This is a genomic window from Desulfosporosinus sp. Sb-LF (assembly GCF_004766055.1).
Classification (GTDB): Bacteria; Bacillota; Desulfitobacteriia; order Desulfitobacteriales; family Desulfitobacteriaceae; genus Desulfosporosinus.
Genome location: NZ_SPQR01000025.1, coordinates 1 through 18,594 on the forward strand (window position 1 = coordinate 1; position 18,594 = coordinate 18,594).

Genomic DNA, 18,594 nt, shown 5'->3' on the forward strand with positions numbered 1-18,594 from the left:
AGCATCTAAAGCCGTTTTAACTCCGTCTGGCCCCTTAACTGCGGTTGTCATAGCAGCTGTAATTGCATCTGCTTGAGTTTGGGTGATGGTCCCTGCTGTGACGAGTGCTTGTAATCCGCCTTGAGGTCCTTTAGCGTAACCCCTGTTCATGTCACCCTTATGAGGAGTAACGGCATCTGCTTGGTCTTGGGTAATCGTACCTGCTGTAACGAGAGCATCTAAAGCCGTTTTAACTCCATCTGGTCCCTTGACTGCTGTTGTCATAGCAGCAGTAATTGCATCTGCTTGAGTTTGAGTGATGGTCCCTGCTGTTACAAGTTCTTTTAATCCGGCTTGAGGTCCTTTAGCGTCGCCCCTGTTCATGTCACCCTTATGAGGAGTAACAGCATCTGCTTGAACTTGGGTAATTGTACCTGCTTTAACAAGAGCATCTAAAGCCGTTTTAACTCCGTCTGGCCCCTTAACTGCGGTTGTCATAGCAGCTGTAATTGCATCTGCTTGAGTTTGAGTAATGGTCCCTGCTGTGACGAGTGCTTGTAATCCGCCTTGAGGTCCGTTGTGAGCTTCACCTTTAGTAATTGTCATTGTGGTTTTGAGAGCCGCTTGAACAGCGTCTTCTTGGACTTGAGTGATAGTTCCTGCTTTTAAAAGACTATCTAGACGATTTTGAAAACTGCCGTCAATTCCGCCTGACCTTGTTTGAGAAAACTTTGGAACTGATACTGTAGTGTTGCTTGTCGTAGCTGCGAATACAGCAGATGCCGATATAAGTGTTAATATAGAAGTAGCGATTGCAATTGTTTTTGTTTTTCTCATGATATTAACCTCTTTCATTTATAGTTTTGCAATATGTATTTGCAAGAACAATATCATTATGCAATAACTATCTGAACCATAGCTGAGGCTCGGCTGAAAGTTTGCTGAATCTCGCTAGATTATTTCATATCTTCAATTGTCGTTGACTTCAAATATGCTTGCTACCTATTTCTTTCTTATTATCAAGGAGTTCCTGCACGCTCTTAGGATTGTCCATTTTGGCATTAAGAGCAAACAAACTATATTTTAGACTTCCCATCTCACCTAACCGCAACCCCTACCTTAACACACGCTACTTCAGCCGTGGATTGTACTGTTACCTTTTCGACGAAATAATTCATCGTCAAACTTGCTTGTATAACTTTACTCCATTATTTCCTCCACCCTCATCCCACTCTCTAACTAAAAAACAAATGCGTTGGTGTGAGAATTTCTATCTTTGCTGTGCACCCCGTCAAGAGGACAATGAAAAAATAGAACGAAGTTTGCTGAATTGCTACCCGTCTAAAAAGCGGGTAGCAATTCTTTATGCGGCCTTTACGTACTGCTTATGGAACTCCATCGGCGTCATAATATACAAGCGGCGCTGTAAACGCCGATAATTATACATAGAAGATGTAATCAGAAATGGCTTGAACAAGATTCTCCCGGCTGGTGAATTTGTACCCGTAATACCTCTCGCGTTTGAGCTTGGTCTCATTTATATATCTTTTGTTGTGTTCCTTCGGTAGAAATCCTGTTGGTCCGTCTGTTTTGTATCTGAAGAGCCACTTCCTGAATGTCTCTTCAGATACGCCTGCTTCCTGATATGCTGACTTATATCCTATTTTCTTCGAGAGATACAATTCTACTATTCGTACCATCTCATCTACTGGAATTTTTCTCTGTTGTGACATAATTACCCCCAGACTGAACAGTTTTATTTCACTGTCCTGTCTGGGGGTGATTATGTCACTTCTCAACCAACGCATTAAATATTTCTTCGTCAAACTCTTCTAGCAGCGAATCCCTGCTGTTTATCGTCTCAGAGTTCGCCATCCTCATTTTTATCATAGCCAAGAAACCTTGTAGTTCTATAATAGTCCGAATGTTGAAACTCTATTGCGTCCTGTTTTTTTAGACTGATATAAGGCATGATCAGCCCACTTAATTAGGTCAGCTGGAAGAATATCATCCCCAGGCTTGAAGCTACCTACTCCTAAACTAACAGTAACTAAATTTTTGCACTTGGAAGTAACATGAGGAATCTGTAAATTCTCAATGGCCACTCGGATCTGTTCAGCTACTGCAAAAGCACCCGCCGAGTTGGTATTAGGTAATATAACAGAAAATTCTTCGCCGCCATAGCGAGCAAGAGAATCGCCCGGTCTCTTAATAGCGTTCTGAGCTGTTAAAGCTACCATACGTAGGCAATCGTCCCCTTGAAAGTGGCCATAAGTATCATTGTAGAGTTTGAAAAAATCAATGTCGAGCAATAGCAACGACAATGGAGTCTTTTCTCGTTTGGCCCGACTGAGTTCGTCGGCCAACTCTTCGTCAAAATGACGACGGTTAGCAACTCCCGTTAACCCATCTATTGAGGAAAGCAGCTGCAAAGTCTTGTTGACCGTTTCCAGTTGACGAGTAACCTCTAATAAACTCAATTCCCTTGCTTTACGGCAGTCTGTTTCTTTCTTTAGTTTTATAGCTGAGCGCACGCGAGCTAACAATTCGATATTGTCCAATGGTTTCGTAATATAATCCATGGCGCCAACAGAGAAAGCCAATTGAAGTTCTTCTTTTTCCGTTTTCGATGTTACCATAATTATTGGGATATCAAAAGTATCTTCGTTCTGCTTGATCATACGACAAGCCTCGATCCCATCAACATCGGGCATAATGATATCCATTAGAATCAAATCAATGGTTACTTTTCCGTCTACGGACAATTGATCAAGGAATTGATAGGCTTCTGTAGCAGATTGGGCAACTAAAATGTCCGTATAGCCACCAGATTCAAGGAGCGCTTGATTCATGCGTTGACTGTGTAAAGAGTCGTCTACGATTAGGATCGACATAAGACCACCTCACTAGAGAATTGAATGGATATACTCTTTGCCCTTCGAAACTGCATTAAAATGCCTAGTTTATAAATTGAATTTATAAACTAGGCCGGTTGCGCTACTTATTCCACATGTATCAAGCGCCCAAATAAAATACATGCTTCAAAATTTCCTTGTTTTCCTTATGCGATTGTTCATTTTGTCTCAACGCTCTCTTTCCATACATTAGTGTAACACAACCGAAATGTGTAAATTGTAGTAATATGTTTTGTTTTATGACTTTATATTTTTCTTACATGACGAAAATATTTCTATGTGCGAGCTTACCTCAAAAATGTTAAATATGAACCATTCTAACGTATTCCACGGACTGACCTCATGGCTAATTTCGGAAAATCTATGCAGACCCTACCTCTGAAACCCTTGCAACAAGCGAATTTCAATCCGTGAGTGTTTTCATGCTTACCACGGTCTCGACGTGCGTTGATGTTACTTCATTGGTAAGCGTCAATTCAAATCGCCCCGACCTAAAAATTTAGGTGGGGGCGATGAAATCATCGTTTTGATGGTACTTTACACGAATCGAGGGCCGTAAAGGCCTTAGTCTATCCTTAACACTTCCACACCCAAACTTCTATGAGTCTGTGTAATAAAGCCGGGCCATGTCTGTTTCACCTATTATCGTTACGGTATGTTCTTTCTTCCAAATAATCTCGGTGGAACCAGACGGTTTTTCTGCTATTATCGAGGTAACGTTCTTGTCATTATCAATTTCTTCAATTTGTAAAGTATATGGCTCCAGCATTTTTTGGGAGTCATGCTGGGAAGTAAAAGAAGCTGCATTGTTCAAATATGATTCTAATACATCTTTCAAGTTATGATTTGTTATTCTCGTATGATCAATGCCGATCCCGATATAAAATATTTTTTTATCGGGATTGCTAGCAAACCCAGTTATCGTGATTCCCGGCTCTTTGCTAAGTTGATTAATATTTTTCGCTAACGCATTCCCAACTTCCGAAAACTGTTTTATTTCTTGTCCTTTATAACAACCTGCAATAAGTAAAATTACACTCATTAACCCAAGGAATACAATCATATAACGAAAAGTGCACTTCATATAACACCCCCTTAAACAATTTCCTTTGCGTTACATTTGCAAATTCGGACAAAAATATCTATGACGTGATCAAAAATGAACTGTAATGTTGGTAAAACCGGACAAATTGTTAGAATTGTAATCGGCGTAGCAATCGTTCTATCAGGTTTATACTTGAATAATATCAGTCCAGCGAACACAACGCTACGCCAATCCAACGGATAATTTCATTGCTAAATATTTCGGCTCCTAATTTAGACATTTTTCAATCCCTGCAGAATATATAGCAAAAAGAATTCTTTTTTGGAGGTTAATGTGATGAGTGAGATCAATTATGAAAGGCATAAAAAAGGTAGATACTCTGACCCTTCTCCCTACCCTGAGGTGAAAGTTCTTGGCCCTAATCTCAATTATGCTGAAATATTAATGGATGACTATGCGGGTGTAGTCAGTGAGTTTACTGCCATTAGCCAATACCTTTATCATTATTTCTCATTTAAACAAATTGATAAGGAACTTGGTGAGTTACTAGAAAATGTAGCAATAACTGAAATGCTACACATGGAAATTCTGGCAGACACAATAAAAAAACTAGGGGGGAATCCTGTAATAAGAGGCTCCAATAGTGCTTTACATGACAATTTTTGGTCGGGAAAATACATTTATTATGGAACTAATCTTTGTAAGCAATTAAAAGCAGACATTGATGCAGAATATAAAGCAATTGCAGCATACCAAAAACACATTTACTACATTGGAGATTTTCATGTTCAAGCAATACTCCAGCGAATCATATTGGATGAAAAAGTTCATATCTCTCTCTTTAGTCAAGCCCTTCAAAAATTTTGTGGTTGTCAATATCCGTCGCTCAAATAAACCAGACGGAGAACACAGTTGAAACCAGCATCATAAGCCGCTTTCAACTGTGTTTTTTATTGAGACTAACTACAGTCTCTACGTGCATGGATGGGTATAGCTCTAGGTGCTTAAACCATTGATTTTTCAATGTTATCTTTGTGTTGCGTAACTACTGTTCATGAATTCAGCATGAACCTTTTTTAATAATTCTGGAATTTCTAAAGTCTGTGGGCAATTTCCTGTACAGATTCCACAAGACACACATTGATCCGCACCAGAACCCGAAGGCACCAAATTACTTAGATAAACTACTGTGTCTATCACATGTGATTTCATAAGCTGCTGGCTGTTATAAAGCTTAAATATCTCTGGAATTGTTACACCTTGTGGACATGGCATACAGTATCTACAACCGGTGCAGCCAATGCTCTTTTTTGCTTCATAAGCCTCACGAATCATTTTAATTAAATTCAGATCTTCTTTTGACATAACATTTGGAGCTGCGAGTTCAAAAATCTCTAAATTATCCTTTAACTGTTGCAAAGTGCTTGTACCGCTTAAAATTACAGATACTTCTGGCATGTTGTAAAGCCATCTAAAACACCACTCTACCAAAGAACGTTTTTCCGGATATCGATTAATTAAATCCTGTGCTTCGTGTGGAACAGTATTTAGTATATAGCCCCCTCTGAGCGGTTCCATTATAACTGCTGCTAAGCCTTTATCTGCTGCATATTTCAAACCTTCAACACCAACTTGTTGTTTCTCATCCAGTATATTAAGCTGAATTTGAGCCATCTCCCAATCATAGGTGTCTACAATTTCTTTAAATGCCTTTAAGGTATTGTGAATAGAAAAAGCTTTATGAGCTATTTTCCCCTTTTTTACCATTTTATCCAAAAAAGTAAGACCATCAAATTTCTTTACCTTCTCCCAATTGCCATGATTCATATTATGCAAAAGATATACGTCGATATAATCTGTTCCAAGTCGTACCAATTCTTCATCTAGATATTTTTCGAAGTCTTCATGTTTGTTTATGTTCCAAATAGGACTTTTGGTAGCTAAATAGGTTTTGTTTCTATAACCATCCTTTAAAGCTTTTCCTGTTATGATCTCGCTATCTTTATAAATAAAGGCGGTATCAAGATAATTCACCCCATTATCAATGGCGTAACGTACCATTTCAATAGCTTCTTTTTCATCTGAAGGGAATCGCATGCAACCAAGTCCAAATTTAGACACTTTCATCCCCGTTTTTCCATATTGTGCATATTCCATATTGTTTCACTTCTTTCTATACATCTACCTTCAATATCCCGACCTGGTAATTGCAAGACATTACATTTAGCCTTACTAGTATATCTCAACTTTCCCACAGTTTTAAAAACGCCTCTTAAGATATTTTCATTGTATATCTTAGAATACACTCTAAATCAATAGTTAGATGTGCCAATAAAAGAAACCGTGGGATGCCCTCGAAAAGCTGCACTTCCCATGGTTTTATGGCTAATAAAATACGCGAGGCTTGAAGAACCAAGTTACATTTTTCTTATTGTGTAATAAATAATCCAACAATTATTTAATTATTTGCTGCAATAATTTCTTTTAAAGTTACATTTTCATTCATAAACCGTGCATTCGGATTACTTTCTTTCTTTAATCGGATCGCCTTTTGTGGACAAAGGTTTATACAGGCAAGACAAAATTCACAATTCCCCCCATATATTGGTTTAAACTCGTCGAGTTTCATATTGTCACGAGGGCAAACCTTTACACACGTTCCACAATGATTACAGTCATCCCCAATGGAAAAATCTTTATCTGTATTAAAGTTTGGATTTATTCTGTAGAAGTATTGGATGGCTTTGGTCCACATAGAATCAGAGAACGTTTCACTCCTGATAAATTGCTTCACTTGATTCACGTCGTTCAACAAACGGCTCAAATTTTCTTCAATATTTTTCTTTTTCATCTTTTGTTTATCAATATTAAATATTGGTAAATAGTTGTCAACCATGAGCAAACCGTCTGCATATTGAATATGAATATTATTCTCCTTCGCAAACCGAACAAACCAATTGACACCGCCTGCAAGCTTGTTTCCATAGGTCATAATAACAAAAATATAAGGGCATTTGAGGGTGATCTTCTCTATAAATTCGCGGACAATATTGGGAGCAGCAAATCCGTAACAGGGAAATACCAGGCCTATTTTTTCATCTTCAAAATGAAATTGATTGCTTTTTAAGACTTTTGGTATCGAATAAAGTTCCCCTCCAAATCTCTTTGCGACTTCTAAACAGTTACCAGTAGCGGTAAAATAAAATACTTTCATATAATCATCTCCATTGATTCTATCTTTCTTTGTCTAACAAACTCTTGAGTTTTCGAAAATGACCACTTTTGTGGGTAAAAATAACGGTTTATACTTTTATATTTTTATAACTATCGAATCGAATTATAAATTTTAAAACCTGTATTATTTATGATGTAATGATAACAATTTGCTAACTTCCTCAATTAACTCTTCATTCACTCTGCAGATTAAAAATTTTCCTTTTTTTTCTGTACTAATCAAATCGGCATTCACCAATTCTTTTATATGATGTGAAATAGTAGGAGCACCGATATTCAAAGAACTGATGATATCTGTAACAAAGCATTCACAGTCGGTTTGAAAACTAGATTCATGCATCTCAGCAATTTTGAAATACAATTCTAGTCTATTAGGATTCGATAATGCCTTGAATATCTTTGCCGCTTTTTTAGTGTCCATATTCCAACTCCAAACTCATCATATAAGGATTCGACAACTATCGAATTAATTTTAACTGTTCTAAATGATCCTGTCAACACCGGACGAGATAAAACGTTCTGTCCGTTCATGGAATACCATAACACTTATAAACCTCCAATCCAGTAACACAACTTGCCCTGGTCACCACAATAGAGCTATATTTTATAGGTAAAACAAAATGCGTTAGTGTGAGAATTCTATCTTCTCAACCAACGATTAAATATTTCTTCATCGACCTCTTCCAGTTATTGTAACCGAATTTAACTCACAATGTTTTCACATTCGCCCAACACCTCTCTCACTTCAACCCCCACCTTGAATACAAACACTTTTAATTCTTATATTCTACCTCCTCAGAAACAAAAAATGTGTTGGTGAGAGAACTTCATTCCCCTCAACCAACGCATTTTTTGTTTGTTCATTGAATACTCCGGATTAATTTTTGGGTATAACTGTACTTTGGATAATGGGAAGCCCATTCTCAACCTTGACTTCGATTTGAAGAATCATATACTTTTAAATAGCTAAATAAATGTGATAATATAATAACAAAAATAATACTCAAAAAGCCGAAGGGAAATTAAAGATGACTAATCAAAATTCAGCTGACATTATTGCTAAATTTGATCAGGTTTATCCAGTATATTACGATTTTGCAAATGTTATCGAAAACTTATTAAAAGGGATACTTCAGCTTAAGGGTATTAACGTTCACTCAATCACTTCCCGGGTAAAAAGCCGAGAAAGCTTAAAGAGAAAAGTAAATCGGGAAGATGATAAATATACAAAATTAGAAGATATCACCGATTTAGCTGGTATTCGGATTATCACCTACTTTGCTGACCAAGTGGATCTAATCGCGAGTATCGTCGAGGAGGAATTTGAAGTAGACCGGTCAAATTCCGTGGACAAGCGAGAATTGATTGACCCCGAGAAATTTGGATATTTGTCCCTTCATTATGTTGTCAAACTTCCATCCTTTAGACTTCAGCTTATCGAGTACCAACGATTTAAAGATTGCAAAGTGGAAATTCAAATCCGCTCCATCCTTCAACATACGTGGGCTGAAATTGAACACGACTTAGGTTATAAAAATGAACACGCAGTTCCTCGAGAAATCCGGAGAAGTTTCTCGCGACTAGCTGGATTACTGGAGTTGGCGGATGAAGAGTTTATCAAAATTCGTTCCAACCTTGCGCATTACGAGGCCGAAGTTGAAGCTCAGATCGAAAAGACCCCCACGACGGTGCTCATCAATCAGGCCTCGCTAAAATCTTATGTTCTAAAATCCGTACATATCCGGAAACTCGACCAGAAGATTAGTCATATCGTCAACGCTGATTTAGAACTAAAGGATCGTTTTTTCGGCTATCTCACTACAGTCTTTAGTTACCTCGGAGTGAAAACCATTGGGGAACTCGACCAAATTGTTCAGGACATTGGAGATGATCTCTTAAATTTCCCTCGAAGTGGGCTCAAAAACAAACAGGGCGAAAAGGTCAATTGGGGTACTTCTTTATTCTACTTAGCATATGCAATCGTCGGCCGAAGCGGTTCCCCTGAGCAAGTATCTGAATATCTTGAGCACTTCAAAATCGAAACGACTGAGAGTCGGCAAGAGCTCATTCAACAAATCCTTGAAGCCTATACCTCAAACCCCTAAAGAAAGGTCATAGCCGAAATTGGCTATGCTTTTCTAGAGACCTTACTATTGATCGTCTATCAGTAAGTGCTAATAATAGAATATTTAATCCACAGAAATAAAATGGTGCATCGATTTGCCTTTTATCCCCATTCTTATTAACTTCTAATTAAAAACATAAACAACCTCCCTTTGCACAGCAAAGGGAGGTTGTTTATGTTTTTAATTAGATAGAATCAATACACAGTTTAAGAATAATTCGAGCACCTCTAAACTGGGAGGTTAGCGAACTCTTCAACAGCCTGTGATTCCTTGGCTAAGAAAAATGCATCGTTTCCGTTGTTACTTTCGTAAATAAAATCTTTTAAGTTTTTACTTGTATAACCGGAAAAATCACCGATAATAGCCATCTTAACATCATAGTTGACAAACTTTTGCAAAATTCCTCCTGCAGGTTAGTTTTTAAGTCGAAAAAGGCTCCTTGAATTCTTCAAAGTGGGCATTTCCTGGAAACGGACAACTTCAGATTAACTTACCAATACATCATAGTCTAAGAATAACTGAAAGTTAGTTCTATTCTAGTTCGTGTCACGTAATTAGATATTTATAAACTTTGTCGCGATATTCCGGTTGAAAGTGTTATCATGCTCTACAAACAAAATAGTCGGTTGGTATTCAAGCAATAGCTCTTCGATTTGTATGCGGGAAATTACATCAATATAGTTGAGGGGTTCGTCCCAAATGAATAAATGAGCTTGTTCGCATAGACTTTTAGCAATTAGCACTTTTTTCTTTTGGCCGCCACTAAAAGTTGACATGTCCTTTTCGAATTGAACTCTGGAAAAACCGAGCTTTCGTAGAGTAGACTTAAAAAGGCTTTCATCAATCTCGTTATTTGTAGCATAGTCTGTTAGATTACCCTGAAGATGCGATGTGTCCTGTGAAACATGAGATATTTTAAGCTGACTTCCTTTCCGAAAAGTGCCTGCATAGTTAATATTTTCGTCACAAATAAGTTTGATAATAGTTGATTTTCCAGAGCCATTTTTACCTTTAAGGGCTATTCGGTTTCCTCGCTCGATGGTAAAGCCTACATCTTTGCAAACTATTTTTTCATCCAAAAAAATCGAAACATTTTCAAGTTCAGCAAGTAGGTTTTTATGATAAGTGAGCGGGGAAATCTTTAGGCTATCGCAGTCCTCAATATTTTTAAGAAGTTTAGTCTTTTCATCAATAGCAGATTGCTTTCTGTTTTCGATTGACTTAGAACTTTTCATCATTTTAGCAGCTTTATGGCCAACATAACCTTTATCCAGCTTGGAGCCAGAATTACGCGTTCCATATTTTGTTTTTTCCACTTCGTGAGACCAGTTGCTCGTTCGTTTTGCAGAATCCGACAAACGACCAATGTCTTTCTTAAGCTTTTCGTTTTCTGCAAGCTCAAAGTTATCCTGTCTTTTTTTATTTTCCCACCAGCTGGAAAAATCGCCTTTTTGGATGTCTATATTGGTCTTATTGATTGAAAGAATATGGTCAATGCAATTATCAAGAAATGCTCTATCATGTGATACTAGAATAAAACCGTTTTTGGTTTTGAGATAATCACTGACAAGCTTTCTTGCATTCATATCAAGATGATTGGTTGGCTCATCAATCAAAAGAAAACAATTTTCCTTAAGAAACAAAGTAGCAAGCAACACTTTCGTTTGTTCTCCGTGGGATAATGAATCAAAAGGCCGATATAAAATATCCTCAGAAACTTCTAGCAATGAAAGTTCACGCATTAACTTCCAATGAAGAAAGTCCGGGAAAATGTCGCTAATTACATCAAGTGTATTATTTTCCTTGTTATCCACGTAAAAAGGAAAGTATTCAAAGCTGACATTTGCAGAAATATTACCTCGATATTCATATTTACCAAGTAACAAATTGAGAAATGTAGTCTTACCTCTACCATTTCTCCCTGTAAACCCTAATTTCCAATCGGTATCTATTTGGAAACTAACGTTCTCAAATAGATTATCATAGCTGCCATCATAGGCAAAGGTCAGATTTGTAACATTTATAAGAGACATATTTTTCCCTCCTGTGCAAAAATAATGAGCTGCAAGAAAGTTAATTCTAGCAGCTCGCAAATACACAGTAAGCCAGACCCAATAGGGTATGGTAAGGATGTATATTATTCCGAGTGAAAAGAAAAGTAACTTTCTTGCATAGCACAATAAAATCAAGAGGTATTGACCACCGTTCCTTAATTCATTATGCTTTAATATTTAGCAAGAAAAATTACGCATCTTTCCAACTCCAATCTTTTTTATCATTCGTTTTCAGATTATACTATTTATCGTTAAAAAAGGCAAATATGGGTTATAAATAAACTTCAAATTATCCTACGAATGCGTCACAGTATAAGAATTAGAAGTTCACTAAATGGGATTTGCTAAGGGGCTCGTGAGTGCCACCTAGGAGGAGACAATAAGGCCCCATTCACTTGACGATAAAATACTCATTAAGCTTAAAACCTCGTACGTCTATTTAGATCATCAACGATTCGGTCTGGAACATCAATATAGCTCACGTTCTGGTTAATTCCGAACCATTTTTAAGCTGCTTCGATGGTAAATCAAGAGAATTTGCTTCCACCGTAAAGGGTTTCTTTCTAAGGAATATTAATTATAACGATGTTTCGAATGAAATCTTTTTGGATGCATTGTTAGAACAGTAGTATAGCCACTCAATTCAGTAAAAGTAAATACAGCTGTCTATAACCATCCTATTTCAACTATTAGATATGCAAGCATTAATTGAGTTACAGCAAAATAATTGAATTTAGACATGATTTCTAACTGGGATTTCTTGTTCTTTAATTTATCTTTACTCTCTCTACAGAGAGCCCCAAAGTTAAACATGAGTTTAAGTTTGAGAATGCTATATATGTAGGTCCTGTTTTGACCTATTTAAAATCCTCAAATAATGGTTAGCTTCTCTTAATACATGATCAGCTAATAATGGAATAATTATGGATTTAATCTTACATGTTAGTAATCCTTCTGTACCAGCCGCTTTAAAGTCCCTAAGAGCACGGGTTGCTGCTATAGTTTCCCCTGTCAACTGGCTAAGAGTTACTACGCCTTGTCCTCCCCCCTGTGCTATATGCTCAAGCCTGTCAAACTGTCCCGCAAAATTATTCGCCTTAAAAATTAGGTCAGATTCTGTTGGATCTAATAAATGGCTAATAAACTCAGCGTGCTCCGCCATTTGCCTATTCCAGAACTTTTCCTCTTCAATAGCTTCCTGCACAAAATCAATGGCCTCACGCCTTTGCAGCCGTTCTAAATGTTGAATGTAAAATATAGCTTCTCTTCGGATATGAATGATTAGAAGAGGAAAATTGAAAGTGAACAATCTCCCTTTCAGCATGCCTTCAAGTATGGTTGTCTTAAATTGAACTAAAGCCGTGGTCAAATCAATAACCTTTTGATTTAGGATACTAACTTTGGCCTCGAGGTGTGATGGACTTCTCCCAATACTTGGGGCAAGTATGTTTTCCTCTGTTGTTATTACCGAGTCAATTGCAATACCCGAAAGTTCCTGAGTCGTTTGCTCCGCTCGTAGAGTTTTATCCGTAACGAACTCTCCCGATTTTAGTGTTTCCACACCTACAACGCCATTAGCCAGGATTGTAGTTTCCCTCAATACCTCAGTAAAATGACATTTGAATACGTCTGCTTGTTGTGCAAACGCTGCATCCTTACCCACAAACCCTGCTTCCAGAAATATTGAATGTTCTTTCATAATCCGCCCAAAAAAGAGGTGCAATTCTAGTGACTTCCGGACAAAATCCCCCGATTGCAAGATTATGTTCAAACATATCACTCCCGTCGTTTTCTTTGCTATAGTTAGTATATTTATGACTAAATCATATAGACCACTATTCTCTATATGTAAATGTCCAAACATATTTATAGCACACTCTACCTATGATGCCAGGTTCAACTTGACTCTTTTTGTTTCAAGAACCCTTCTGTAATAACTTACATATTTTATAATGTATACCATAATACTCCATTAATAATTGAAAGGGGACCTACACTATGTTTTTTAGCCCATTTTTTAATCCGTTTTTCTTCCCATTTTTCAGCCCGTTCTTCTTCCCATTTATTGTTCGTCGTCGACGTTTCTGGTATTAGGCATAATTTTTTACCATATTGTTCCAAATGGTTAACACTTGAATATTGTGCTTCATCTTAGGTAAAGGGGGAAATGCAAATGGCATTTGGTGGCGTTGGTGTTGATGGAGCTGCTTGCGGTTGTGGAGCAGGACGTGGCTTTAGTGCAGGAATCGCTGTAGTTGTCGTAATTATTCTTCTGCTTATCGCAATGGGAATCGTATTCTAATTTTAAAGGAGGAAATATTAATGTACGGAATTGGTTATGGTGGAATGGGTGGAGCATGCTGTCCTGCTCCTGTCGCACCAGTAGCTCCAGTTGCTGCTTTTGGCGGCGTTGGTGTTGGGGTCGGCGTGGGAATTATCGCGATTGCAATTTTGATTCTTATTGCTTTAGGTGTGATCTTCTAAACAATACTATTATTGAAAGGCTATCATCATAAAGGTGGTAGCCTATTGAATTGGATCGTACAATATGAAAACTCTACGTATGGATGCAAGATTTAACGAAAAATCCCATTTCAGAAGGTAATTTCTTGGTAATGTCGAAATTAAGGGATATCACAAAGGTAGGACGGTGGGAATTCGTGGGATTATGGGTTATTTTCATGACAAGTTTATTTATGGGTTTTTCTGGAGCGATAATGCCAGGGCCTTTGCTTACGATTACAATTAACGAGAGTCTTCATCGCGGCGCTAGGGTGGGACCACAAATTGTTTCGGGCCATGCGCTCTTAGAGCTTGCCCTAGTGGTTGCAATTTTTTTTGGTTTAGGAACCTATATCACTTTGCCTTATGTAAAAGGAACGATAGGAATCGTAGGAGGTTTGTTTCTGTTTTGGATGGCATATGGAATCTTGAAAGATTTATTTCATGCTGCTGCTGCCCTTGACCTTTCAGGGGGAATAGCGGAAAAAGGTCTCAGTCCCTGGGTGGCAGGGATTACAGTTACCGCGTCAAATCCTTATTGGTTTTTGTGGTGGGCAACCGCTGGGGCTGGTGCTTTGATGGTTGCTGCTAGTCAGGGTGTCCTGGGAGCCGTTAGCTTTTATATGGGGCATGTTTTATCCGATTATATCTGGTACATACTCGTCGCTTTTACAATCGCTAGAGGAAAGGAACTTTTTACTCCGATGATTTATCGCATTGTTTTAGGCGTGTGTGGCTTGTTTCTAGTGGGGCTTGCAAGTTACTTTGTTTATTCAGGGACAGGCTTCTTATTGTTGTTCAAATCTTGAGTTAGAGCTATTTTTGGCTTACGGGTATTCCCTACTTATGAGGTCAAATCTCCATATTCATTGTTTTTTGGGAAATCACTATATTCTTTAAGTCTAGGCTATGATGTCGATAACTCCTAAAATGAATCTCTTTAAATGAACAAATAGAAAAGAATCGGAGTTCCGGAGAACGCTTCGTAATCACCCGAAACACGATGAGGTTTTCTATTTATCGCTTTTGCAAATCTGATTCATATTGGTTTGGTGTAATCTTCTAAAAACACTATCATTAAAAGGCTATCATCCGTAAAGATGATAGCCTTTTAATAATAGTGCTCTGGTTGTAATTCCGTCACATTGCAGATTTGCGCTTGAGACATTTCTACCGAGATATTGTCTTAAAATGAACTTCTCCAAACAGCGATATCGGAGACATCCAGACCCAATTCCTGTATGTTCAAAACTACTGTCCGAGGGAACATGAAACACAAGGGTTTGTCATATAGCCCCAGACATGTAACTGATTTATTTTTCATATGCCTTTATTAATTCGGAAATATCAAATTTTTTCATTTTAAGAAATGCTTCAGTAACTTGTGCCAATTTTTTAGCATCCTTATTCTGCATCATGTCATTCATAATCGTGGGTACAATCTGCCATGAAAATCCGTATCTGTCTTTTAACCAACCACATTGTTCTGCTCCAGGAATTGCAGATAACTTATCCCAATAATAGTCTATTTCTTCTTGTGTATCACACTTTACAATAAATGAAATAGCCTCATTAAAAGTAAAGTTGTGCTTATAGGCGCTGTCCATAGCTGCAAATACTTGGTTTTCAAGTATGAAGTCGACATGTTGAATCATGGTAGGTTTGTTTGGGGTAGCAGTCTCGCCGTATCTAAGGATATCACCAACTCTTGAATGGGCAAATGTCGTTGTATAGAATCGGATGGCTTCTTCTGTATTTCCACACTGATCCCCGACAAACATAAGTGTTGGTGTTATTTTTTGCTTAATCTCGAAATCACGCATGTATATCACTTGCCAAGAAAGGCCGTATTTATCAATCACCCATCCATATTTTTCGCTAAACGGATAGGCTTCTAATGGCATGAGCGCTGCACCATTTTCGATAAGTTTCTCCCATAACGTTTCAACCTCTTCAACGGAACTACAAGCGATGAGAAATGATACCGCTGGTGTAAATTTGAATAATGGACCCGCTGACAGCAGCATGAATTCTTGTCCTGCGAGCTCAACTGTGATCATATCCACTGAACCTGATGGTGTTTCTTTTAATATGGTTTTGTCCTTGAGTTTTGATTCTTCAAATAGGGACATATAGAATTTTGATGCCTCATCGGCTTCCTTGTCAAACCATAAGTGTGGGATAATCTTTTGCATATTGGTCTCCTCTCGAATTCACGAGTTTTAGTTCCAGTTACATAAAATAAGATTTGACTTCCAACCAACAATTTATTCTCTACCTACATCAATACCTGACTTATTAAAAAAACACCATACCTTCACGGTAATCTACGTTTTTTCTATCGACATATTACTTATATCAAGATACGACACATTCCAACGATGACCATCTAAATCGATAAAACCGCATCCGTACATCCAATCTTGTCCACCGGGCTCACCAAAGATTGTACCACAGCTTCATCTATATTATACTGCGTGTCTAAGAATGAGACGGTTTTCGAAGTACCCATACATTCCATTCTAGCATTTCATTTTCCCACACATATCCTTCCACGATAGCGAAATAAGACGTTGCTATAAACTTTTAATAATATATAATAATTGAAATAAGAGTGATCTTGCAATTTATTCCAATGTAAGCGTCTTCATTAGTGCGCACTAAAGAGCATGTTATATGTCTTTAGGAGGTAAAAACATGATGATTATAGGGGAACATTACAAGAAAAGATATAAAGCAGGTGATACGCCTTGGGATATTGCCAACCTGATTTCAACCTTATTCAGACTGTAAGGTTCTACTTCTTTAGAAATAACTAAAGCTTTTTTCATATTTTCAAGGTTTAATAGGTTGTCCTACTCTGTGTATATAAAAACGAAAAAACCTTGAAATCCGCTATACTCATGGACTTCAAGGTTTTCTAAATTATCATATATAATCGGTTTGAGAGGACTGAAACCTCCGACCTCAGCGTTGTCAACGTGGTACTCAACCAGCTAAGCTACAAACCCATATGGTGCCGATGACCGGAATCGAACCGGTACGGGGGTTAACCCGCGGGATTTTAAGTCCCGTGCGTCTGCCAGTTACGCCACATCGGCTAAATTAGTTTGGAGGCGGCACTCAGATTTGAACTGAGGAATAGAGGTTTTGCAGACCTCTGCCTTACCACTTGGCTATGCCGCCAGAATAAGTGGTGCCTCAGGACGGAATCGAACCGCCGACACGGGGATTTTCAGTCCCCTGCTCTACCGACTGAGCTACCGAGGCAAATATTATAAATGATGGCGGAGGGGGTGGGATTCGAACCCACGGACCCCTTACGAAGTCACTGGTTTTCTAGACCAGCTCCTTAAACCACTCGGACACCCCTCCATGTATGATGGCGACCCCAATCGGACTTGAACCGACGATCTCCTGCGTGACAGGCAGGCATGTTAACCACTACACCACGGGGCCATGATTGGTGGGCGATGACAGGTTCGAAATGCCGACATCCTGCTTGTAAGGCAGGCGCTCTACCAGCTGAGCTAATCACCCTTGTTTTTTTGGTGACCCGTACGGGATTCGAACCCGTGTAACCGCCGTGAAAGGGCGGTGTCTTAGACCGCTTGACCAACGGGCCAGTAAGAATTGGCAGGGGATGAGAGAGTCGAACTCCCACTGACGGTTTTGGAGACCGCTGTTCTACCATTAAACTAATCCCCTATGTATTGGGGTGGATAATGGGACTTGAACCCACGAATGCCGGAACCACAACCCGGTGCGTTAACCACTTCGCCATATCCACCATGGAGCGTGAGACAAGATTCGAACTCGCGACCTTCACCTTGGGAAGGTGACACTCTACCACCGAGTTACACCCACAAAATATTGTTTGGTGGGCCATCCGCGACTCGAACGCGGGACACCCTGATTAAAAGTCAGGTGCTCTAGCCGACTGAGCTAATTGCCCGTTTTGGCTGGGGTGGGAGGATTCGAACCTACGAATGCCAGAGTCAAAGTCTGGTGCCTTACCGCTTGGCGACACCCCAATCATATATATTATGCCTGAGCATTTGCTCTAGGGCCCAATACCTTGGTTGCGGGGGCCGGATTTGAACCGACGACCTTCGGGTTATGAGCCCGACGAGCTACCACTGCTCCACCCCGCGATGTTAATGGTGGGTAAGGATGGATTCCAACCACCGTACCTTTCGGAACAAATTTACAGTCTGTCGCCTTCAACCACTCGGCCACCTACCCATGAATTGGCTCCCCGAGTAGGACTCGAACCTACAACCTACCGGTTAACAGCCGGTTGCTCCACCATTGAGCTATCGAGGAATGTATTTGTCGGAGATGACCCTACCCTTACCAAAGATACTCTCTACCAACTGAGCTACAACGGCTTGTCTGTTATTGTATGGTGCGCTCGGAGAGATTCGAACTCCCGGCCTTCTGATTCGTAGTCAGATGCTCTATCCAGCTGGGCTACGAGCGCATAATATATTATTGGTGGAGGTAAGCGGGATCGAACCGCTGACCCCCTGCTTGCAAGGCAGGTGCTCTCCCAGCTGAGCTATACCCCCACAATATTAGCTTCATTCTTATTCTTTAATAAGAGAATAAGGATACAAAAGGGCTACCCATTACGGTAGCCTTTTGCTGGTTTACCTGGCGATGACCTACGTTCCCAGGGGCCTGCGCCCCAAGTATTCTTGGCCCTGAAGGTCTTAACTTCCGTGTTCGGTATGGGA

Annotated in this window: 16 protein-coding genes, 17 tRNA genes, 1 rRNA gene, 1 pseudogene and 1 riboswitch; of the genes and pseudogenes, 5 read left to right on the top strand and 30 right to left on the bottom strand. The window is 39.1% G+C overall.

Translation table 11 applies throughout. The features are described 5' to 3' along the window. The 4 genes from E4K68_RS19695 to E4K68_RS19710 all read right to left on the bottom strand — a co-directional run. Nucleotides 1-816 (bottom strand): hypothetical protein (locus E4K68_RS19695; protein WP_135380754.1); only part of this gene is annotated, 816 nt, incomplete at its 3' end. 602 nt (nt 817-1,418) lie between these two features. Then, nucleotides 1,419-1,712, bottom strand: coding sequence for an IS3 family transposase (locus E4K68_RS19700; RefSeq protein ID WP_158291483.1), 294 nt, complete (start codon nt 1,710-1,712; stop codon nt 1,419-1,421). 177 nt (nt 1,713-1,889) lie between these two features. Further along, nucleotides 1,890-2,873 carry a diguanylate cyclase gene (locus E4K68_RS19705; protein WP_135380759.1) on the bottom strand — a complete coding sequence of 328 codons (984 nt, stop codon included), beginning with the start codon at nt 2,871-2,873 and terminating at the stop codon, nt 1,890-1,892. Nucleotides 2,874-2,956: 83 nt separating this feature from the next. After that, nucleotides 2,957-3,040, bottom strand: a riboswitch (cyclic di-GMP riboswitch). A 452-nt stretch (nt 3,041-3,492) separates the two neighbouring features. Next, nucleotides 3,493-3,957: a hypothetical protein gene (locus E4K68_RS19710; protein ID WP_158291484.1), complete on the bottom strand. Its 465-nt coding sequence runs from the start codon at nt 3,955-3,957 to the stop codon at nt 3,493-3,495. Nucleotides 3,958-4,275: 318 nt separating this feature from the next. Here E4K68_RS19710 and E4K68_RS19720 point away from each other — a divergent pair, with 318 nt between their 5' ends. After that, nucleotides 4,276-4,833 carry a manganese catalase family protein gene (locus E4K68_RS19720; RefSeq protein WP_135380767.1) on the top strand — a complete coding sequence of 186 codons (558 nt, stop codon included), beginning with the start codon at nt 4,276-4,278 and terminating at the stop codon, nt 4,831-4,833. 132 nt (nt 4,834-4,965) lie between these two features. On the opposite strand, the gene E4K68_RS19725 is transcribed toward E4K68_RS19720, so the two are convergent. From E4K68_RS19725 to E4K68_RS19735, 3 genes are all read right to left on the bottom strand, one after another. Next, nucleotides 4,966-6,096, bottom strand: coding sequence for an aldo/keto reductase (locus E4K68_RS19725; RefSeq protein ID WP_135380770.1), 1,131 nt, complete (start codon nt 6,094-6,096; stop codon nt 4,966-4,968). Nucleotides 6,097-6,397: 301 nt separating this feature from the next. Then, nucleotides 6,398-7,153: an EFR1 family ferrodoxin gene (locus tag E4K68_RS19730; protein WP_135380772.1), complete on the bottom strand. Its 756-nt coding sequence runs from the start codon at nt 7,151-7,153 to the stop codon at nt 6,398-6,400. 144 nt (nt 7,154-7,297) lie between these two features. Beyond that, nucleotides 7,298-7,594, bottom strand: a complete 297-nt coding sequence (locus E4K68_RS19735) for a metalloregulator ArsR/SmtB family transcription factor (RefSeq protein ID WP_135380774.1) — start codon at nt 7,592-7,594, stop codon at nt 7,298-7,300. A gap of 607 nt (nt 7,595-8,201) precedes the next feature. Here E4K68_RS19735 and E4K68_RS19740 point away from each other — a divergent pair. After that, nucleotides 8,202-9,278, top strand: coding sequence for a hypothetical protein (locus tag E4K68_RS19740; protein WP_135380776.1), 1,077 nt, complete (start codon nt 8,202-8,204; stop codon nt 9,276-9,278). A gap of 248 nt (nt 9,279-9,526) precedes the next feature. On the opposite strand, the pseudogene E4K68_RS20775 reads toward E4K68_RS19740, so the two are convergent. The 3 genes and pseudogenes from E4K68_RS20775 to E4K68_RS19755 all read right to left on the bottom strand — a co-directional run. Further along, a pseudogene (locus E4K68_RS20775) lies at nt 9,527-9,709 on the bottom strand (DUF4180 domain-containing protein); the annotation flags it as partial. Between the two features lie 144 nt (nt 9,710-9,853). Continuing rightward, nucleotides 9,854-11,332: an Lsa family ABC-F type ribosomal protection protein gene (locus tag E4K68_RS19750; RefSeq protein WP_135380777.1), complete on the bottom strand. Its 1,479-nt coding sequence runs from the start codon at nt 11,330-11,332 to the stop codon at nt 9,854-9,856. Nucleotides 11,333-12,185: 853 nt separating this feature from the next. Then, nucleotides 12,186-13,115, bottom strand: coding sequence for a DUF2935 domain-containing protein (locus E4K68_RS19755; protein ID WP_243450465.1), 930 nt, complete (start codon nt 13,113-13,115; stop codon nt 12,186-12,188). Between the two features lie 411 nt (nt 13,116-13,526). Between E4K68_RS19755 and E4K68_RS21560 the strand changes: the two genes are divergently transcribed. From E4K68_RS21560 to E4K68_RS19760, 3 genes are all read left to right on the top strand, one after another. Then, nucleotides 13,527-13,655 (top strand): hypothetical protein, encoded by a 129-nt coding sequence (locus E4K68_RS21560; protein ID WP_282433020.1) that lies wholly within the window; start codon nt 13,527-13,529, stop codon nt 13,653-13,655. A gap of 20 nt (nt 13,656-13,675) precedes the next feature. Beyond that, entirely contained in the window at nt 13,676-13,837 is a 162-nt protein-coding gene (locus E4K68_RS20780; RefSeq protein WP_199241841.1) for a hypothetical protein, read from the top strand. Between the two features lie 131 nt (nt 13,838-13,968). Beyond that, nucleotides 13,969-14,664 carry a LysE family transporter gene (locus E4K68_RS19760; RefSeq protein ID WP_243450464.1) on the top strand — a complete coding sequence of 232 codons (696 nt, stop codon included), beginning with the start codon at nt 13,969-13,971 and terminating at the stop codon, nt 14,662-14,664. A 504-nt stretch (nt 14,665-15,168) separates the two neighbouring features. On the opposite strand, the gene E4K68_RS19765 is transcribed toward E4K68_RS19760, so the two are convergent. From E4K68_RS19765 to rrf, 20 genes are all read right to left on the bottom strand, one after another. Beyond that, entirely contained in the window at nt 15,169-16,050 is an 882-nt protein-coding gene (locus tag E4K68_RS19765) for a VOC family protein (protein ID WP_135380781.1), read from the bottom strand. 194 nt (nt 16,051-16,244) lie between these two features. Beyond that, nucleotides 16,245-16,367: a hypothetical protein gene (locus E4K68_RS21565; protein ID WP_282433021.1), complete on the bottom strand. Its 123-nt coding sequence runs from the start codon at nt 16,365-16,367 to the stop codon at nt 16,245-16,247. Nucleotides 16,368-16,793: 426 nt separating this feature from the next. Continuing rightward, nucleotides 16,794-16,866: transfer RNA gene (locus tag E4K68_RS19770), tRNA-Val, on the bottom strand. 3 nt (nt 16,867-16,869) lie between these two features. Continuing rightward, nucleotides 16,870-16,956, bottom strand: a tRNA-Leu gene (locus E4K68_RS19775). 10 nt (nt 16,957-16,966) lie between these two features. Further along, a tRNA-Cys gene (locus tag E4K68_RS19780) sits at nt 16,967-17,041 on the bottom strand. An 8-nt stretch (nt 17,042-17,049) separates the two neighbouring features. Beyond that, a tRNA-Phe gene (locus tag E4K68_RS19785) sits at nt 17,050-17,125 on the bottom strand. A gap of 15 nt (nt 17,126-17,140) precedes the next feature. Continuing rightward, nucleotides 17,141-17,230, bottom strand: a tRNA-Ser gene (locus E4K68_RS19790). Nucleotides 17,231-17,238: 8 nt separating this feature from the next. Next, nucleotides 17,239-17,314, bottom strand: a tRNA-Asp gene (locus E4K68_RS19795). Nucleotides 17,315-17,319: 5 nt separating this feature from the next. Further along, nucleotides 17,320-17,395, bottom strand: a tRNA-Val gene (locus tag E4K68_RS19800). Between the two features lie 9 nt (nt 17,396-17,404). Further along, nucleotides 17,405-17,480 (bottom strand) — tRNA-Glu (locus tag E4K68_RS19805). Between the two features lie 9 nt (nt 17,481-17,489). Next, nucleotides 17,490-17,563 (bottom strand) — tRNA-Trp (locus E4K68_RS19810). 6 nt (nt 17,564-17,569) lie between these two features. After that, a tRNA-His gene (locus E4K68_RS19815) sits at nt 17,570-17,645 on the bottom strand. Nucleotides 17,646-17,733: 88 nt separating this feature from the next. Continuing rightward, nucleotides 17,734-17,810 (bottom strand) — tRNA-Lys (locus tag E4K68_RS19825). Between the two features lie 4 nt (nt 17,811-17,814). Continuing rightward, nucleotides 17,815-17,889: transfer RNA gene (locus tag E4K68_RS19830), tRNA-Gln, on the bottom strand. A gap of 45 nt (nt 17,890-17,934) precedes the next feature. Further along, nucleotides 17,935-18,009: transfer RNA gene (locus E4K68_RS19835), tRNA-Met, on the bottom strand. Nucleotides 18,010-18,016: 7 nt separating this feature from the next. Further along, nucleotides 18,017-18,100: transfer RNA gene (locus tag E4K68_RS19840), tRNA-Tyr, on the bottom strand. 6 nt (nt 18,101-18,106) lie between these two features. Then, a tRNA-Asn gene (locus E4K68_RS19845) sits at nt 18,107-18,181 on the bottom strand. 80 nt (nt 18,182-18,261) lie between these two features. Then, nucleotides 18,262-18,338: transfer RNA gene (locus E4K68_RS19850), tRNA-Arg, on the bottom strand. Nucleotides 18,339-18,350: 12 nt separating this feature from the next. After that, nucleotides 18,351-18,426 (bottom strand) — tRNA-Ala (locus E4K68_RS19855). Between the two features lie 83 nt (nt 18,427-18,509). Next, nucleotides 18,510-18,594, bottom strand: a 5S ribosomal RNA gene (rrf, locus tag E4K68_RS19860); the annotation flags it as partial.

Coding starts and splice junctions, on each gene's coding strand:
- E4K68_RS19700 (WP_158291483.1), bottom strand. CDS start 1,712: ATGTCACAACAGAGAAAAATTCCAGTAGATGAGATGGTACGAATAGTA.
- E4K68_RS19705 (WP_135380759.1), bottom strand. CDS start 2,873: ATGTCGATCCTAATCGTAGACGACTCTTTACACAGTCAACGCATGAAT.
- E4K68_RS19710 (WP_158291484.1), bottom strand. CDS start 3,957: ATGATTGTATTCCTTGGGTTAATGAGTGTAATTTTACTTATTGCAGGT.
- E4K68_RS19720 (WP_135380767.1), top strand. CDS start 4,276: ATGAGTGAGATCAATTATGAAAGGCATAAAAAAGGTAGATACTCTGAC.
- E4K68_RS19725 (WP_135380770.1), bottom strand. CDS start 6,096: ATGGAATATGCACAATATGGAAAAACGGGGATGAAAGTGTCTAAATTT.
- E4K68_RS19730 (WP_135380772.1), bottom strand. CDS start 7,153: ATGAAAGTATTTTATTTTACCGCTACTGGTAACTGTTTAGAAGTCGCA.
- E4K68_RS19735 (WP_135380774.1), bottom strand. CDS start 7,594: ATGGACACTAAAAAAGCGGCAAAGATATTCAAGGCATTATCGAATCCT.
- E4K68_RS19740 (WP_135380776.1), top strand. CDS start 8,202: ATGACTAATCAAAATTCAGCTGACATTATTGCTAAATTTGATCAGGTT.
- E4K68_RS19750 (WP_135380777.1), bottom strand. CDS start 11,332: ATGTCTCTTATAAATGTTACAAATCTGACCTTTGCCTATGATGGCAGC.
- E4K68_RS21560 (WP_282433020.1), top strand. CDS start 13,527: ATGGCATTTGGTGGCGTTGGTGTTGATGGAGCTGCTTGCGGTTGTGGA.
- E4K68_RS20780 (WP_199241841.1), top strand. CDS start 13,676: ATGTACGGAATTGGTTATGGTGGAATGGGTGGAGCATGCTGTCCTGCT.
- E4K68_RS19760 (WP_243450464.1), top strand. CDS start 13,969: ATGTCGAAATTAAGGGATATCACAAAGGTAGGACGGTGGGAATTCGTG.
- E4K68_RS19765 (WP_135380781.1), bottom strand. CDS start 16,050: ATGCAAAAGATTATCCCACACTTATGGTTTGACAAGGAAGCCGATGAG.
- E4K68_RS21565 (WP_282433021.1), bottom strand. CDS start 16,367: ATGGGTACTTCGAAAACCGTCTCATTCTTAGACACGCAGTATAATATA.